The organism is Alphaproteobacteria bacterium (assembly GCA_024244705.1).
Lineage (GTDB): Bacteria > Pseudomonadota > Alphaproteobacteria > JAAEOK01 > JAAEOK01 > JAAEOK01.
In genome coordinates, this window is the sequence record JAAEOK010000033.1 from 22,031 (window position 1) to 39,525 (window position 17,495).

The window sequence follows — 17,495 nt, forward strand, 5'->3', positions numbered from 1 at the left end:
GATTGCGTTCTCCGCGTTACTTAAACATCGGGTTCTTGGCCAACCAAACCCTAAATTCCTCCACCAAGTCTTGCCGCGCGTACTTTCTCAGACTTTCGACAAACTCGTCCAGCTGCCGCAACACCAGTTCGCCATAGTAATACACGATCAGATTATCCTTCACCTCACCCATGCGGCGTGCATACGTGGAGCAGGTCGCGACCGGACGTTTTTTCGTATCCAGTACGGAGAACTCATTTTGATTTAACATAGGGCCGTCCAGCAATACCGAAAGGTCCCGACCAGACTCGTTTATGTGGCGGCGCATTTCGTCAATAAACAGCCGAAAAAAAACAACGGGTTTGAAGACGTTAAATTCAGGTGGGTAAGATTCGTAACGTTGGTTGATGAGCTTGCTTGCATGAGCCTCAAACTTGAAAAACACGCTGAACTTCTCGACGGCGTAATGTGAGATAATGCTGACGCGAAAAAAGTTCTCATTGGTCTCAGGCTTTGGAAAGCCGTAGTCGATTGCATGGTCATGTATCCAAACGTCCTCGTCCTGTTTGATACGTCCCATAGTCGCGAGGCTGACCATTTTGATTGCCGGATGGAGCTCCTCCATTCCCACCGCGAATTTCTCCCGAAAATCCGCATATTTTATGGGCTCCAGGAAAACAGGAATGTCACAATCCTCCAGTAGACATGGGATGACTTTGATGCCCTTGTCCTTCAATTGCCTGTTGAGGGCGACCTCTAGTTCCTTTTTGACCCAAGGTGATTGGACTGAATTTTTTGAAAGGAGAACCAATAGATAAGACGACTCAATGATTCCATCTGAAATTTTCTCAATCAGCGAATCGCCAGGCAATATCTCCCACGAGTCTAGCCAAATTTCGTGGCCGGCCTTTAGCAATTCTTTGCCTATCTTATGGGCCTGAGACCTGTCAGAACGATTGTGGCTGATGAAGACTCGCGCACGAACCAGCGGTTCCCCCATTCCTCACTCCTCTGAGCGACATTTGTGCGTGGTGATCCTGCCGATAATCCCAGCGATTTATGTCCTGATCCATTCAGATCGAGAATATCGGTCCTCGCCCGATGCGACCACTCAATCACCACGACGCTGCAGCTCGGCCTTGACCTCGTCGTGGGGGACGGTGCGCCCGGCCTCGATGTCGGCCATCCCCGCCTCTATTTTCTGCTTCGCATAGAGCTCATACATGATGTCGTCCCACGTCGCCTGGTCCGGCAATTGGTCGATCACCCGGCGGGCGGCATCCTTGGCGCTTGGCATCGTTGGTCACTCCATCGGTTCCGGCTCGGTGGCTCGGGCGACACGATTATAACAGATATCGGCTGCCGCGGCGCGCCACTGTCGCCGCCATCTGGAAACCGGACGACTCGCCCGCGGCTATTTCTTGACCAGTTTGGCGCGCGCCGTGCGGACCCGCTCGCCGTCGCGGAAGAGAGCAAACAAGAGCTCCATGTTGCGTCCGTTGCGGGCCAGGGTACGGGCATAGCTCGACAGGCTGTAGACCCCGTCCTTGTCGACGACGAAGGTGTAGGTGGTGAGCGTCCGGCCATCGATCCGCGCCCACGACAACGGCTTGTCGTCGAACGGGTCGGTGCCGCGCTTCTCGATGAACACGTTGGGCCGGCCGCCGGCGCGGAATGTGATCTTCGCCGCCCGCTTGACGACTTCCTGGTTCTGCGGGTCGCTGCCCTTGCGCAGGAACGTCGTCCAGGCAACGCGCACACCGTTGCCCGCCGCCGAGATGGTGACGTCGAGATCGCGTTCGGAGACGTCGAAGAAGCCGCCTGCCATGCCGCTCGATTTGCCGCTGCCGCTCCACTTTCCGTAGAACGCGCTGATCGGCAGATCGTCCGCCGCGACCGCCGGCAGCGTCATCGCCGCCACCAGCACAACCACCATCGCCAGGATCCGCATCGCTTATCCTCCCCGTTGACCCGGCTCGGATTGTAATGCGCCAACGCCGCCGCCGCCAGGGTGCGCGGTGCGCTGCGCCAAGTGATCGAACCGTGATAGAGTGATCGGTCCTGACCGCAGTTCAAGGGGAGCCGGCGATGGTCAATCCGGTCGATCGCGCGCTCGGCGATACGACGCTGTTTCCGTTCTGGCTCGACAGCCCCGACGCGCCGTCCCCGGCACCGCCGCTGATCGGCCGCACCGAGGCCGACCTGGTTATCGTCGGCGGCGGCTTCACCGGGCTGTGGGCCGCGGTTCAGGGCAAGGAGGCCGATCCCGGCCGCGATATCGTGCTGGTCGAAGCGGGCAAGGTCGCCCACGGCGCTTCGGGCCGCCCCGGCGGCATCATCTCGACCTCGATTATGCACGGCCTATCCAACGCAGCCCGGATCTTTCCCAAGGATCTCGATGTCCTCGAACGGCTGGGCCAGGAAAACCTCGACGGTTTCGCCGCCACCCTCGAGCGTCACGGCATCGACGGCGATATCGAATGGAACGGCGAGATGACGGTCGCCGTCGATCCCGCCCACCTGCCCGACCTCGACGACGAATACGAGCTCCACAAGAAGCACGGCTACGATGTCGTCTACCTCGATCGCGCCGCGGTCCAGGCCGAGATCGCTTCGCCGCTCTATCATGGCGCGGTGTGGTCGCGCCAACGCAGCGGCATCGTCCACCCGGCGAAACTGGCCTGGGGCCTGCGCCGGGCGGCGATCGATCTCGGCGTAAGGCTCTACGAGGACACGCCGCTGACCGGCTTGGAGCGTGACGGCGCGGCGATGGCGGTGCGCACTCACGACGGCCTGGTGCGGGCGCCCAAGGTGCTGCTCGCGACCAACGCCTTCGCCGCCGGCGACCGCCGCATCACCCGCCGCGTCGCCGCCATTCGCGACCGCATCATCGCCACCGAGCCGCTCACCGAGGAGCAGTTGGGCCGCATCGGCTGGGTTCACCGCCAAGGCGTCTACGACACCCGCACCCAGCTCAACTACACCCGCCTGACCAAGGACAACCGCATCATCTTCGGCGGCCGCGTCGGCTACTATTTCGGCAACGATACCGACCCCGCGGCGGACCGCGACATCGCCGTCTACCGGCGCCTGGCGGAAACCTTCTTTACCACCTTCCCGCAGCTCGACGATGTCCGTTTCAGCCACGCCTGGGGCGGGCCCATCGCGCTATCGACGCGGATGGCGGTCCACTTCCAGCGCTATCACGGCGGCCGCGCGATCTGGGCCGGCGGCTATTCCGGCTTCGGCGTCTCGACCAGCCGCTTCGGCGCCCGCCTCGGCCTGGCGCTGCTCGACGACCCGGCGGCGCCCGAGCTCAAACTCGACCTCGCCACCACCCTGCCCAATTGGATACCGCCCGAGCCGTTCCGCTGGATCGGCGCCAAGATCACCATGCACGCGATCGAGGATGCGGATACACGCGGCGGCTGGCGGCGGGCCTGGGTGCGCCTGGTCCACTGGATGGGATTCCCGCTTTGACAACGCCGCCGCCGATCGCAACAACGCCGTGATGCCCGACCATGACTGACGCCGCCGCCAAGTCCGATATTCTGCGTAGTCACTTCCGCTTCGTCGTCACCACCGCGATTGTGGTTGCCTTCCTCGTCGTCGCCCGGCCGCTTCTGGTGCCGTTGGCGATCGCGCTCCTGGTGTGGGGCCTGCTCAACGCCATCATCGACCGGCTGGCCGCGTTGTCCGTCGGCGGCCGGCGGCACCTGCCCCACTGGGCAGCGGTAACGTGCGCCATCGCCCTGATCGTCGTCGCCGTCGCCGCCCTCTCCGAATTGCTGGCCAGTCAGATGGTGGCGATCGCCGCCGCCGCGCCCGACTATGCGGCCCGCGTCGACCAGCTGTTCACGCGCCTGGTCGGTCTGATCGGCAGCGGCGCGGCAGCCACCATGCAGGACGCGCTGACGCGCATCGACTTCGCCGCCGGCGTGTCGGCGGCTGTGGGGACCGCTGGATCGATGATCCTGACCCTGGTCCTGGTCGGGCTCTATGCCGGCTTCCTGTTCGCCGAGCAGCACATCCTGCCGCGCAAGATCGCCGCGCTGTTTCCGCGGGCGGAGGAGACCGAAAACATCCACGACATCGTGATTTCGGTGGCCAGGAGCATACGCCGCTATGTTTGGATCCTGTCGGTCGCCGGGATACTGAAGGCTGCCGCTGCCTATATCCTGATGAAGGTCCTGGGGCTGGATTTCGCCGCGACCTGGGCGCTGATCATCTTCGTCCTCAATTTCATCCCCAATATCGGCCCCTCGCTCTCGGTTCTGTTCCCGACCGCGCTGGCGCTGATCCATTTCGACAGCCTGTGGCCCGCCGCCATCGCTTTCGCCGGCCTGGCGCTGATTCAGTTCCTCATCGGCTCGGTCATCCAGCCCACGTTCATGGGCCGCTCGCTCAACCTCAGCCCGTTCATCATCATCCTGTCGCTGGCCGCCTGGGGATTGATCTGGGGCATCGTCGGCATCTTTCTGGCGGTGCCGATCATGGCCATGGTGATGATCATCTGCGGCCACATGCCCGATCTGCGCTGGGTCGCGGTGATGCTGTCGAAGGACGGCCGAATCGAGGCCGAGGAGGCGTAGGCCCGGAGCGGCAATCCACCGGCCCTATCGATGCCGGCAAGGGTGCGAGCGAATTTGCCGCCGGCGCAGAATCCGCTAGGTTGGGCCCATGTCCGACGACACCACGACCAGGGCCGCGCTCGTTGTCGGCGCCGGTGACTATCTCGGCGCCGCAATCGCCCGCCGTTTCGCCCGCGAAGGCTATCATGTCACCGTTACCCGACGCCGCGGCGACCTCGATGGCCTGGTGGCGGCGATCGAGGACGACGGCGGGCGGGCGACGGGGTTCCACTCCGACGCCCGCGACGAGGACCAGGTCAAGGCACTGGTGGCGGCGGTCGAGGACGATATCGGCCCGCTCGAGGTCGTCGTCTTCAACGTCGGCGGCAACGTTCATTTCCCGGTTATCGAGACGACGGCACGGGTCTACCGCAAGGTGTGGGAGATGTGCGCCTTCGCTGGCTTCCTCGTCGGCCGCGAGGCCGCCCGCCGCATGCTTGAGCGGCAGCGCGGCACCATCCTGTTCACCGGTGCCACGGCGAGCCTGCGCGGCGCCCCCGGGTTCGCCGCTTTCGCCGGCGGCAAGCATGCCTTGCGCGCGCTGGCGCAGAGCCTGGCGCGTGAACTCGGCCCCGAGGGAATCCATGTCGCCCACGTCGTCATCGACGGCCCGATCGACACCGCGGCGACCCGTGAACTGTTCCCCCAGTGGTTCGAAACCCGGCCCGCCGACGGCGTCATGCAGCCCGACGACCTCGCCGAGATCTATTGGCAGCTCCACGTCCAGCCGCGCACCGCCTGGACGTTCGAAACCGACGTGCGGACCTATGTCGAACCCTGGTAGCGAAACCAGATCGAACCAAGAGAGGAAGCCGACGTGACCAAGCAGGTGGAGTTCTATTACGACTTCGGCAGTCCGACCGCCTATCTGGCGTGGACCCAGCTGCCCGCTTTGTGCGCGCGCCACGGCACCGAATTGGTCTCCCGTCCGGTATTGCTCGGCGGCATTTTCAAGACCACCGGTAACGACACCCCGGTGCGGATCGCCGAGAAGAAGGCTTGGATGTTCGACGACATGGCGCGCTATGCGGCGCGCTATGGCGTGCCGTTCAACCCCAACCCCCTTTTCATCTTCAATACGCTGGGCCTGATGCGGGGCGCGATCTGGGCCGCCGCGGCGGGCTGCCTCGAAACTTACAATCAAGCGATGTTCGAGGCCTGCTGGGTCGACGGCCGCAACGTCGAGGATGCGACCGAGATCGGCGCGATCCTCGGCGATGCCGGGCTCGATGCCGTCGCGCTCGGCGACGCCACCCAGCGACCGGAGATCAAAACCGCGCTCATCGAGGCCACCGCCGCCGCGGTCGATCGCGGCGTCTTCGGCGTCCCGACCATGTTCGTCGGCGACGAGATGCATTTCGGCCAGGACCGGCTCGACTGGGTCGAACGCGCCTTGGAGGCCGAAGCGGCGTGACCGTCGGGCCCCGCGCTCAGGCGATGTCGTGGGACTGTTCTTCGGCCATCCTCTTGAGCGTGACGCGGTCGACCTTGCCGGTGGCGTTCAACGGCATCTCCTTGAGCACGATGACGTCTTCCGGCGCCTTGAAGCCGACCCGTTCGCGGGCGAACCGAATCAGCTCGATGGCGGCCGGCCGCGCGACCTCGTCGCTGAGCGTGATATAGGCGCGTACGTTCTCCCCGTGCACCGCGTCGTGGATACCGACCACGCCCGCCTCGAGTACCGCCTCGTGCTCGATCAGCGCGCCCTCGACCTCCTGTGGACAGATATTGGAGCCGTCGTGGATGATGATCTGTTTCTTGCGGCCGTGGAACCACAGGTAGCCGTCGTCGTCGACCACCACCACATCCCCGGTATCGAGCCAACCGTCGCGGACGGTCTCGACGGTGGCCTCCGTATTGTCCCAATAGCCGGCCATGTTGGATTTCGATTTGATCCACAGCCGACCCTCGGAACCGGCCGCGACCTCGTTGCCCGCGTCGTCCCGGTTCGACAGGCTGAAGCCGGCATTGAGCGCGCCGATCGATCCCGTCTTGTCGGCCGCAGTGGGCGGGTTCGCAGTCGCCAAGCCGATTTCGGTCATCCCGTACAGCTCCTCGATCGGAAAACCCACGAGCTCGGTGAACTCCTTTTCGAGCTGGTCGGACACCTTGTCGCCGCCGGAGAGGCAGAGGCGGAGCGAGGAGAATTCGCGCTCGTGGGCATTGTGATCGCGGACCAGGGTGAACAACGCCGCCGGCAGCATGCACAGGACCGTCGGCCGGTGGATATCCAATAGCGGTATCAGCTCATCGCCATCGGACGTGCGTGGCACCAAGACCCGCGCCGCGACCGAGAGCGCCGCCAACGAGAAGCTGCTGCCGCCGATATGGGAAAACGACGAGCCGGGCAGGATGGTGTCGCTGGCGCCGAGTCCGCTTGCCGCCACCGCCCCGGCGAGGAGCCAGGCGAAGGTCTCGTGGGTGTGGGTGACGCCCTTGGGCTTTCCGGTACTGCCGGAGGTGAAGAAGATGAACGCCGGATCGTCGAGGCCCGGTCTCGGCAGCGAGGTTTCGACCGGCTCGCGCTCGACCATGTCCGCCAGATCCGGGCCGCGCCCGTCGGTCGCCCCGTAGGTGATTAATCCCAGCGGCAGCGTGCCGGCGAGCTCGGACTTGGCAATGTCGTCGTCGCGCTCGGCATGGACGACAAGGGCGGACGCGCCGCTGAGGCCAAGCGCGTGATCGATCTCGGGCGCCATGTAACGATAATTGAGCGGGGTCGCCACCAACCCGGCGCGGATGCAGGCGAGATAGTGGATCACCAGCCAGGTCCGATTGGGCATCAGCGACGCCAGCCGATCGCCGGGACGCAGACCATGGGCCAGATAGTTTGCCGCCAACCGAGTCGCGGCGGCGTCGAGCTCGCGCCAGGTCCAGCCGCGCTCGGCCGAAACCAGTGCGACCTCGTCGGGTTTGCCGGCCAGGCCCGGAGTCAGGATTTCGGTCAGGGTCAGCGGCGCTTCGAGGGGTGGTCCCGAGAGTGGCATAACGCATCGTCCTTGTTCGAGCGGGCCTCATTGGGCCGCGGTGCCCGATTTTGTCGTTCGCGATTGGGGATCGCAATGGTTATGGGTGGAATTCTCAGGGCGCCAAATGATCACCCGGTTGCGAGAAAATCTGACCGAAGCCGTGGATCGAATCCCCGATCCCGGCGCGCCGGAGGCAGCTCCAGAACTGCGCCTGGTTGCTGGTGATAACGGGCTTGCCGGTGAGCCGCTCGACCTCTTCGGCGACTTCCAGCGACCGGATACCACCGCAGCTGAGGAATATGGCTTCGGCGCCTGCCGGATCTCCAGGACTTTCGGCGATCCGTACCGGGTGTTGACAACCGCTTTCATAGACTCTTCCTCCTCCTTCACCCTCGCCTCGCGAAGCTCCGCCGCAAAATTCCCAATGTTGCTGAGACTCATCCCGAAGTAGTTGAGATTCGGCCCGTCGAATTGAAAAAATCGATAGCGCTATCAACGTTAGAAGAATGGCAATTTTTCGCCGATTTCTGCCAAAGCATCATCTGGTGTGAAGGATTGAGTTGGGCCAAGAGACGCCAGCGGCATCCCGATTCCCTATGTCTGGTTTTGGCACGCAGCTGCCGAATTGACTATTGCAATTGGACGACCGTTTTGTGGTCCGAAAGCCGACATTCTAATCGTCGGTCTTGAATGTTCGAATTGGGCCACGATAGATCTTTGGCCATGAAGGTTTGGTTGCCCGTTCTTGGGATTATGGTTAGCGATTAGCACCACAACTGACGCCCATAGGATTTCGAATATGCGACCACGAATCAAGGATCCGTCGGCCACCGAACGTCGTGATGATTAGTGGACAGGCCAATTTCGGACGCTATGCGGACACAAAAGAATATCGCAACAACGTGACGGCCTAAGTCATTTGAGCGGCCCGAGACATAATCGACATTTCGTACCGGAGACATGGGTAACACATTTGGCCTGTTCTATCGGGCGGGAGGTGTTGATGCCGTGGAAAGAGAGTTCGGTGATGGAAAAACGCCTTCGCTTTGTTGCCCGCCTGCTGGACGGCGAACCGATGACGGGGACCCCCTGCTACGCGACCAACGACCTGACGTGCTATGCTCGTCCTAGTCGATCGGGAGGGGTATTATGCGACGGACAGTTTTCGCGTTCGCGCCCCGACTGTTGCCCGCCGTCCTGCTGCTCGACAGCGCGAAACCGTTGGTCCTGTCCTCTTCTATGATATTTCCGGTCATTCGACCGGCGGGCGGCTAGGAGTCAAGGGATGAAAACACTGAACGCCATGCGGCTCTGGCGGCCATTCTCGAAATGGCCACTTAAAGTACTTTTCATGGTGTTTTATTTACCCGCCGCATTTCTGCCCGGAACACTGCGCGCCGGCGACGCACCGCAGTTTCCACCAGCCAGCCGAATCGGGCTTGTGCCGCCGACGGGGTTTGTGGTCAGCCCCGACTTCACGGGCTTCATGGATCGCGAGGCGGTCGCCTCGATCGTCATCACCGAGATGCCGAAGGAGGCTTATGGTGATCTCGAAGCCGGGTTCACGGAAGACAACCTCGCGGCTCAGGGCATGGCGCTACAGGGGCCTTGTCCCGACCTGGCCATTACCTTCGAGCACCGCTGCTTCCGCGCCAGTCAGGAGGCGAGCGGCTACCTCTTCCAGAAATGGTTCTTGATCGCTAGGCTCGGCACCGAGACCGCCTTGGTCTTGGTGACCATGCCCGACCTTGTCTTGCAGGCTGGCGTCTATAGCGAGGCCGTGGTCGAGGCTGCCCTCTCGTCGATCGCCTATAGCGAGGACCTGACCACCGACCCTCTCGAAGTCTTGCCCTTCGCCATCGCGGAGGGAGATCTCTTACCCTTCAAGGACACCATGGGTGGAAGTGCAGCGCTCTTTGTCGGTGAGGCCACCGCCGAGGGGCCGCAGCCCGCGTGGATCGTCGCCGCTTCGCTCGGTCCCGGCACCAATGCCGCAAATATCGAATTCGGGCGGCTCGCCTTTCAAGAAATCGCCACCGTATTGGACGCCAGGGTGACCGAAGAACGGCGGATCACTGTCGGCCCGCTAGCGGGACACGTGCTCGAGGGAACGGGCACGGACGAGGTGACCGGAGACGACCTCTTCGTCTTCCAGGCCATTCTTGTCGACGCCGAAGACACCTATTACCGCCTCGTCGGCCTCGCTCCGATGACGCAAAAGGAGCTCTATCGGCCCGAGTTCTTTCGACTGACACAGACGCTCGAACCGCGCTAATCCAGTACGTCACCGGATGTGCCGGCGCCAGCGCCATACGGCAAGCGCGGAACTGCACGGCCGCCATTGACTTGCCCCATAGCTGGTTACTTGGTGTACGATAAGCATCCGGACCCAGATGAGGCGATAGGATTGCTTGGCAATTCGCCGGTCCGAGCACCTCGGCTCAAAGACAACCAGCGGGGGAAATGCCATGTCAATCTTGAAGTCGATCAAGACCGCGGCACTCGCCGCGGCTTTTGTGCTCGCTCTGGCCCAATCGGCAGTCGCTGCCAGCAACATCCTGTTCATTCTAGACGGTTCGAATTCGATGTGGGGCCAGCTCGAAGGCACCGCCAAGATCGCAACCGCGAAGAACGTCCTCGCCAACCTCATGACCGGCCTGCCGCCCGACACAAATGTCGGCCTGATGGCCTACGGCCATCGTGCAAAGTCGGATTGCGCCGATGTGGAGTTGCTGTCAGGAATCGGCGCCGATACGGGAATTGCGCTCCTCCGCAAGATCAAAGACATCTCGCCGAAGGGAAAGACACCTATTGCGGCCTCGCTGGCGCAAAGTGAACACGCCTTCGACGGCAGACTGGTGGAGAACAACAACATCATCCTGATATCCGACGGCATCGAGACCTGCGATGGCGACCCCTGCAAGGTTGCGGGCGAGCTACGGACCAAGGGCATCAACGTGCGGGTCCATGTCGTCGGCTTCAATGTCGAAGGCGAGGCCCGCCGGCAGCTCGAATGTATCGCGAACGCGGGCAACGGCCAGTATTTCAACGCCGAGTCGACGATCGGATTCCAGGAAGCGATCCAGCAAGTGCAACAAGTCGCCCAGGCCGAACCCGAGCCGGCACCGGCGCCCGCGCCGGCTGGGCCGACAATAACCGAAGTGTTCCGAGACGACTTCGACGGCGATGTGCTCGGCGAACATTGGGATGTCCTCAATCCGGACATCGAAAGCTACATCGTCGAGGATGGCTTTCTCAACGTCCTGTCCTCCACAGAACTAACGCTGTACAGCCACGATGACGCACTCGCGAATGTGTTCCAACTGACCGAACCTCTCCCGGACGGAGACTGGATAGCGACCATGCGGGTGCTGCCTTCGATCACAACTTTCCGGGAAAGCTTCTCTCTTGCGCTTTATACGGACAAGGACAACTTTCTCGCTGCTACCGCGGGGAGCGGCGTCAACGCGCACGCTGGAAATGTCTACGTCCATCTTTCCGCCAACAAGGTCACGAGGGGCAAATACACAAGTTTTGGCAGCTACATGTTCTACAGCGAGGAGGCACTGGGACACCGCAACGTCTCTCAAAATATTGCGGCTTATTCCGAATTGGCGACCCGCGACATCCAAGCAATAGTGTTACGTGTCGAGAAGGTCGGTCGGAGCTATTTCGTTTCCGGGAAAGTAGAAGGCGACCCAACGACGGCCGATAGTGAGGAAGGGCAATGGGTCGAACTGGAAAAACTCACGGCCCTGAGACCGCCGGGAAAGTTCCTGATAATTTCTATCGGTCAACAAATTTCAGATGGTGCCGATAAGCACTTGATGGGAGGCGAGACGTTTGTGCAGGTCGATTGGGTGAAGATCGAAACGACGGAATAGGCCCCCACCGGCCGCAGGTGTTCACTCAATGTCCTGGATGGCACGGGCCAGCAGGCGACGCGACATCTTGGGCGACAACGCCTCGCTCTTCGTCACTTCCGCCTCGCCCGCGAGCGCCGGTGTTTTCGTTGCCTCGAGGCGCTTGACGATCTCGCCGTCCGGCTGCACGTAATGGTGCCGCCATAGGGTCGTTTCGGAAGAGGATTTAAGCAGACTTTCGAGATCCAGCAGCCGCGCCAATTCGACCTCCTCAGGGGTTGGCGGCACGGCCGCCTGTTGAGGCGACGCCGCCGACGCTTCGACGGACGCACCTTCTTTTTCCGCCACCTCCGTTTCCCCGCCAACCTGTCTCTTTTTTTCGATTTCCGTCTCCGGGTCAGGGTCGGTGGCGGTCACGCGCGGTTCGGGCTCGTCCGGCAGGCCGAGGGTCGCACTCATCGCCGCCGCAATGTCGGCGGCTTCGGCCGTCGCGTTGAAGCTGCCGGCGCCGAGGCCGGCAAGAAAGGTCAATTCGAAAATCGAGCCGTCGTCCAGGGCGGCCCCGTAGACACCGAAGATCGCGAAGTCGGGTTCCGTATCGGCAATCGCCGACTCGACGGTCTGCGCGTTCAGTTCCATGGCCCTCACCGGATTGCTACCGATCCACCGGCCGGAAAGCGCGAAACGGTATACGCCCGGATCCGGCGCCCCAATAAAAATGGTGCCATGGGTGACGTGATATTGGGCTGAGCGGCCACTGTCTTCCGGTACTTCGACCGAGCGAACCACGGTCTCCAGGCCGCGAACCAGATTGCCTTGGCCATCGTAGACCGGCGTCGGGAGTCCGGACAGCGACAGCAGAATGGCACCGGGACGATCCGTCTTGTAGGAAAACCAATCGACGTCGGCGGCGGGGTAAAGGCTGATCGCGACCGTCCGTCCGTCGCTGAGGTCACAGGCCGTCGCGGCCTCGTGGTTGGGCTCGCATTGATCCCAATTGGGAGCGTAGTCGAACCGCAGCTCGACCGGCGCCGGCTGCGGAACATCGCCGTGAAGGGTGAGCGCGACATCGCCTTCGTCGAGCAGACGGGTCTCGCCGAATTGCCACGCCGCACCGTCCTCGTCTGCCGGTATCAACCGATATCGTAACGCCGGATCGACGAATGCGGGTATCCGCAGGGTCGGTGTCACATAGCCGGGCGCCGTCAGACGGAGGACAAAGTGGTCCGCGTCGTCGGCGGGGAACAACGTCACCGGACCGCCACCGCTCGACCGTTCCGGACCCAGTTCGAAGACGAAAGCGGTCTCGCGCGAATCGTTGGGCTCGAAGGCGTCGATGTCGGGCGACCAGAAGGCGAGCGCGCCACCGCCATGGCCGTCCCATTGGTCGAAGCCCTGGTCCGCGTCGTAGCGTGCGTCGCGCCGCAGCCGCACGACATAAGGCCCCGCCGTGGAAATACGCGCGCCGCCGCGGCCAATGACCATGCCGTCCGCATCCAGAACTTCGACGGCCACTTTCTTCAGCGTCTCGGGATCGGTCTCGAAAGCAAGCAGGCCCGGCGCCGGCAGTCGCATCGGATAGTCGAGATGTCCACCCGGCTTCGACAGATGGAAGGAGACCTTCTCATCAACCTCGTAGTGTCTGTCATCGGCCGCTGCCGGAAGCTGCCATGCCAGCATCGATGCGATAAGCGGCAGGATCGCGCGCCTGACCATGGCTTATTGCGCGCTTCCCAGAGCGACGGCATCGAGACCCATGAGCCGTTGGACCGCATCGTGTACGCGGTCCTTGGTTATCGTCCGTTCGCGCAATTCGCCGGCTTCGCCTCTCAGGCCGGGCACCTTGGGCCCGCGAGCTTCCTGTTTGTTCTGGTCCCGCGAACGCGACCAGTTTATCGACCACACGGTTCGGCCGCGGGACTTGACATAGGAGACGGGGTGACGGCGGACCGTTAATGTTGCCTGGTCATTGGCGTCGTCCTCGTGGTCGCTTTCCCGGTATTCGATCGCCTCGACCCAGTAGTTCGGAACGGATGAGCCACCACCGGTGCCGACCCGATATGCCGTCCAGCGCAACTCTTTCGGCTTGTCTTCCTTGTCCGGCTGTCGTTTCGGCTCGTCGGGCTCGATCTCGGCGACCGCACCGGTGGCGCTGCTGCCACACGTTGTCTCACCGTCCGAGAAGACCAACAGCTTCCGCTTCGGAAATTGTGCCACGGTTTGCAGGTAGTTGTTGGCAAATCGAATGGCATCGCCGAGTGGCGTATCGCCCGATGGTTCAATGCCATGAAGGACATTGACTATTTCTTCGTGGTCGTTGGTGAATGGCACCACCGTCTGAATCCGGTTGCAATCAAAGAAAACAATCAGTGCGGCTTCATCGGTCACGCGCAGTTTCCTTACGGCTTCGGCGATACCGTCTTTCGCCTCAACCATGCGCCCGGCGTCCTCCATCGAGCCCGAGGCGTCCAGCAGCAGAACAATCGAGCGTCCGGCGGCGTCGAGCTTGTGCCATTCATCGGTGCCGCCACCGTCGGTCTTGCCGCCGTAGCGGACGTTTTCCTCCAGCCCGTACCACCTCTTGTCGTCCCAGTCATACCATGCGGCGGACCGTGGATCGGCGTCGATGCGAGGCCCATCCTTGACCCGCGCATCGACAAGAAAGGCGAGTTCCTTGTCCTCCGCGAGTATTTTCGCCACCGCGTCGGAGGGTGGAATGGTAACGGTGTAGTCATAGGATCCTTGCTCGACACGTGTCGGTAGCTCTGCCCGGTAACCCTCGGGATATCCCGGCTGCTTACCGCTGGCCAATCGCACCGTGACGTCGACAACAGGCTCTGCGAAACTGAGGTACACCTTCGCGGCCGCATCCGGATCGTAGCCTTCGTTGACCGTGACAACGAGCTTTCGGGCGCCATCGCGGTCGGGGTCGGGACGCCACGTCGCCCGGTAAATGGCCTCGCCGTTCTGCAGGACCGCGAGCTTCACGAGATGGGCGGTCGGATCGAGCTTATGGATCGGCAATTTCCGTCCACTGAGCCTGTCGTTTCCTCCAATCGAAGCGCCGCCTTCCCACATCGTCACGCGCAGGGTGCCGCCATCCTCCACCGATAATCGAGGCGCGGTCTCCGGCTTTTCGTCGAAGCGGCCGATCCAGGAATCGAAGCCGGACACCGCGACCTCCAATTCGACCACCTCTTCGCCGCCCGCCAAGCGTTTCGCCGCCTCCTCGAAGAAGTAGACGTCGTCGTCAAATCGCTCGAACTCGTTGTCGACGAATTCCTCGAACTCGTAGTCGACAAATCCTTCGAACTCGTTATAGAAAATCTTGCCGTCGCTCCGATACGTTTTCGATCTCAATGTCGCTTTGAGATTAATTTCCTCGCCGCCGACATCGAGCGCCGCCAATTGGTCTACCGGCCGGCTGGTCTTGACGCGAAAGCGCACCTTCTTGTTTTCCTCTTTGTCGAATCTGATGCCTTCGGTCAGAATCGTCCGAGTGCGCCAGGTGCCCGGCCGCGACGATGGCTCGCGAACGACCTTCCAAACCGGGCGCCAATCCGGGGGGAAGCCGATGGCCTCGTCGACGTCGACGATGAACGACGTCACGACCGGCGGCGTCAGGATCGCCGCCGCCAACTCGAACGAATTCGCGGCAAGGGCTTTGATCGCCTCATTGGGGCCGATCTCGTCGTCGCGCTCGACCGGATTCGTGTTGACCGCGACCAGGAACAATCGCGTGCGGGGGAAATCCTCGATCTCGACACTCGCCCACTTCTCGCGGAAACGCTGACCCGGGAAATCGTGGACTTTCCACTGCTCGATCGGGCCGTCGTCGTCGTAGCCGCGGCGCGGTACTTCGACCAGACGGAAATCCCAGTAAGGGTGAGACGCACCGCGCACCGCCACCGACAGCCGGCTGAGGTTTTGCTCCTCCTTGATGTCGTAAAATCCGGCCAGCGCCGAACGCGCCGGTTCGATCTCATAGTAGCCGATCTGAAAGGGCATCAGATCGCGTTTCAGCGGCACCAAGCGGGTGCCTTCCAGTTTGTCGAGTGCAGTACGTATCAGTTCGAGCTCGTTACTAGCGGCAATATCGGGATGCATTCCGTCGATATAGGCTTGCTTGACGTCATCGCGTTTTCGGAACGAGAACGTCGGGTTGAGGGACGGGCTTTGGATCAGTGTCGCGACGGCGAAGTCGCCGATTCGCGCCCTCATTTTTTCGCCCCAGGCGTATTCGTCGCCGAGGGCGATGGCCAGGGCTTGATAGGTATTGTGGCCGTCGACTTCGGCCGCCTCTTCCCATATGCGTCGGACGATGTCGTTCGATCCGGGATTTCTTTCAGAAAGATATTGGAAAAAGACCGAAGCCGCGTATTCGTTGGCGTCCTCGCTGCTCAGGGTCGACATCGACAGGCGATTGGCATCCCACGCCCCATACCGCTCCGCCCACCCGGTCGATAGCCAGTATTCCGGCGGCGGATCGAACGCCTTGTCCTCGACCCAGGTCGCCGTCGATTCCATCAGCCAGAACCGTTCCGCGACGTCGTAACCGAACTGCACGACATGGAAGAATTCATGGGCCACCAGCGCCTTCAGATAATGCTCCTTCCACGCCTCGTCGGCGCTGTTTCCCCAGACATGCCGCTCCAAGCCGATCTCGATCCACGGATTGTAAAGCACGCGCTCGCCGACAAGCTCGCCCAGAAAGCCCATATTCTGGTAGGCGACGCCGGTGGGTTTGAACCCCATCCGTTCGCTAACGGGAATGTCGGTGATATAGACGTCGACCTTATGCCCTTCGAGCCATGACGGTTCCGCGAAGCCGAGCTCGTCGAAGATCTTTGTCCGCGCTTCCTCGATATAATCGCCGACCGCTTTCGCATAGGCTTCGCTGGTCTGCCCTTCCTGGATCCCAGCCCGGAATGCGGACGGTCGCGACGCCTGATAGAGCACCCGAAAATGGTCCGTGTGATAGGTTTTCGCGGTCAGCCAGTCGCTCCAGCCCACTTTGGCGTCGGCGACGCCACCAAGGAAGAGCAGGACGACACCGGCCATCGCCAATATGCGGAGCGCCGCTCTCACTTCGCGATCCGTATGGCGAGGCGGCCATGAAACCGGATCGTGACCTCGGTCGAGAACGTCGCCTCGCCGAGATCGATCTCGACCGGCTTTAGTTCGTTCGACGAATCGCCGACCTTGACCGGCTCGAACCGGGCGAGGCGCAGCGGCAGTTGCCAGTCCGCGCTCATTAGAACGGTCTCGTCGCCCGCAGCCAGTTCCGCGACCCCGTCATCGCTGTCGATTTCGAGCACCGGCGAGTCGCGCTCGCTGTCGTCGAGTTTCCACATCGCTTCCGGCCATTGGATCAGCTCGAAGAGCGGCGGCTCGCTGCCGACCGGCGTCATCAACACCAGGTCGGGCCGGTCGGCGATGGGAAAGGGTGGCAGGCCAGGCTGCAGCCAGATCACGGTCGCGTCGCCGCGCCGCATCTCGCCAAGATAGCGCCGGCGTTCGACCACGACCACGGCGACATCGGCCAGTTCCCTGACATTGTCAGCCAGCCGCAGCGGAAAATCGGCATCGCGCCGGGATAGGGCGGAGACCACCAGCGGATCCAGCACCAATGTGTCCTCGGTGATCTCGGCCAAAGGGTAAGTCATGTTTTCGCTGTAGGGCGCCCCGCGAAGGGAAATCGTGTCGCCGGCATCGACCAATAGTTCGATGACGACGGCACTGGGGTCAGCTGTCGGATTCGCGTGAGTATCAGCGCCGTCCTGTGCTTCCGCGCGTGCTGAAACAACCACCAAGGCCACAGCAGTCAAGAACGTCACAAGCGGGCAGTGCCGTTTGGGTCGACCTCGTTTTTGGACGATTTCAGTACCTTCGATCAAGGCGATGTCCAACGACTCTTTGCCCCCGTCAATTTCAGTCGGAGCAAGGAAACGCCGCAATTATACTACGTTTACCGAAAAAGTTCGGCATCGCAGTTCTAAATCCATCGCGGCCTCCTATCGAAAACCGCCCTGAATCCCGCGACGGATCGCAAA

At 62.1% G+C, this 17,495-nt stretch carries 14 protein-coding genes; 6 read left to right on the forward strand and 8 right to left on the reverse strand.

Annotated features, from left to right (window positions below; genetic code table 11):
- Positions 1 to 16 precede the first annotated feature (16 nt).
- The 3 genes from GY791_03455 to GY791_03465 form a co-directional block, all read right to left on the reverse strand.
- On the reverse strand, positions 17 to 979 hold the full coding sequence (locus GY791_03455) for a toll/interleukin-1 receptor domain-containing protein (GenBank protein MCP4327475.1): 963 nt from the start codon (positions 977 to 979) through the stop codon (positions 17 to 19).
- A gap of 111 nt (positions 980 to 1,090) precedes the next feature.
- Positions 1,091 to 1,276 (reverse strand): hypothetical protein, encoded by a 186-nt coding sequence (locus tag GY791_03460; protein MCP4327476.1) that lies wholly within the window; start codon positions 1,274 to 1,276, stop codon positions 1,091 to 1,093.
- Between the two features lie 117 nt (positions 1,277 to 1,393).
- Positions 1,394 to 1,930: a hypothetical protein gene (locus tag GY791_03465; protein ID MCP4327477.1), complete on the reverse strand. Its 537-nt coding sequence runs from the start codon at positions 1,928 to 1,930 to the stop codon at positions 1,394 to 1,396.
- A 137-nt stretch (positions 1,931 to 2,067) separates the two neighbouring features.
- Between GY791_03465 and GY791_03470 the strand changes: the two genes are divergently transcribed.
- The 4 genes from GY791_03470 to GY791_03485 all read left to right on the forward strand — a co-directional run bounded on the left by GY791_03470 (position 2,068) and on the right by GY791_03485 (position 6,024).
- Positions 2,068 to 3,459, forward strand: a complete 1,392-nt coding sequence (locus GY791_03470) for an FAD-dependent oxidoreductase (GenBank protein ID MCP4327478.1) — start codon at positions 2,068 to 2,070, stop codon at positions 3,457 to 3,459.
- Positions 3,460 to 3,500: 41 nt separating this feature from the next.
- Entirely contained in the window at positions 3,501 to 4,571 is a 1,071-nt protein-coding gene (locus GY791_03475; protein MCP4327479.1) for an AI-2E family transporter, read from the forward strand.
- Positions 4,572 to 4,659: 88 nt separating this feature from the next.
- Positions 4,660 to 5,394 (forward strand): SDR family NAD(P)-dependent oxidoreductase, encoded by a 735-nt coding sequence (locus tag GY791_03480; GenBank protein ID MCP4327480.1) that lies wholly within the window; start codon positions 4,660 to 4,662, stop codon positions 5,392 to 5,394.
- 33 nt (positions 5,395 to 5,427) lie between these two features.
- Entirely contained in the window at positions 5,428 to 6,024 is a 597-nt protein-coding gene (locus GY791_03485; protein ID MCP4327481.1) for a 2-hydroxychromene-2-carboxylate isomerase, read from the forward strand.
- Between the two features lie 16 nt (positions 6,025 to 6,040).
- On the opposite strand, the gene GY791_03490 is transcribed toward GY791_03485, so the two are convergent.
- Positions 6,041 to 7,597, reverse strand: coding sequence for an acyl--CoA ligase (locus GY791_03490; GenBank protein MCP4327482.1), 1,557 nt, complete (start codon positions 7,595 to 7,597; stop codon positions 6,041 to 6,043).
- A gap of 94 nt (positions 7,598 to 7,691) precedes the next feature.
- A complete protein-coding gene (locus GY791_03495; protein ID MCP4327483.1) occupies positions 7,692 to 8,093 on the reverse strand; it encodes a hypothetical protein in 402 nt (133 codons plus the stop codon).
- A gap of 771 nt (positions 8,094 to 8,864) precedes the next feature.
- On the opposite strand from GY791_03495, the gene GY791_03500 reads away from it, so the two are divergent.
- Together GY791_03500 and GY791_03505 are read left to right on the forward strand one after the other, a co-directional pair.
- Positions 8,865 to 9,854 carry a hypothetical protein gene (locus tag GY791_03500; protein ID MCP4327484.1) on the forward strand — a complete coding sequence of 330 codons (990 nt, stop codon included), beginning with the start codon at positions 8,865 to 8,867 and terminating at the stop codon, positions 9,852 to 9,854.
- A gap of 310 nt (positions 9,855 to 10,164) precedes the next feature.
- Positions 10,165 to 11,463, forward strand: coding sequence for a VWA domain-containing protein (locus GY791_03505; GenBank protein MCP4327485.1), 1,299 nt, complete (start codon positions 10,165 to 10,167; stop codon positions 11,461 to 11,463).
- A gap of 21 nt (positions 11,464 to 11,484) precedes the next feature.
- On the opposite strand, the gene GY791_03510 is transcribed toward GY791_03505, so the two are convergent.
- The 3 genes from GY791_03510 to GY791_03520 are packed head-to-tail and all read right to left on the reverse strand — an operon-like array spanning position 11,485 to position 17,252.
- A complete protein-coding gene (locus GY791_03510; GenBank protein ID MCP4327486.1) occupies positions 11,485 to 13,158 on the reverse strand; it encodes a hypothetical protein in 1,674 nt (557 codons plus the stop codon).
- 3 nt (positions 13,159 to 13,161) lie between these two features.
- Positions 13,162 to 16,530, reverse strand: coding sequence for a VWA domain-containing protein (locus GY791_03515; GenBank protein MCP4327487.1), 3,369 nt, complete (start codon positions 16,528 to 16,530; stop codon positions 13,162 to 13,164).
- The gene (locus GY791_03520) at positions 16,527 to 17,252 is read right to left on the reverse strand and encodes a hypothetical protein (protein ID MCP4327488.1); all 726 of its coding nucleotides are present in this window, start codon (positions 17,250 to 17,252) and stop codon (positions 16,527 to 16,529) included. Before GY791_03520 ends, GY791_03515 begins: the two co-directional genes overlap by 4 nt.
- Between the last annotated feature and the right edge of the window lie 243 nt (positions 17,253 to 17,495).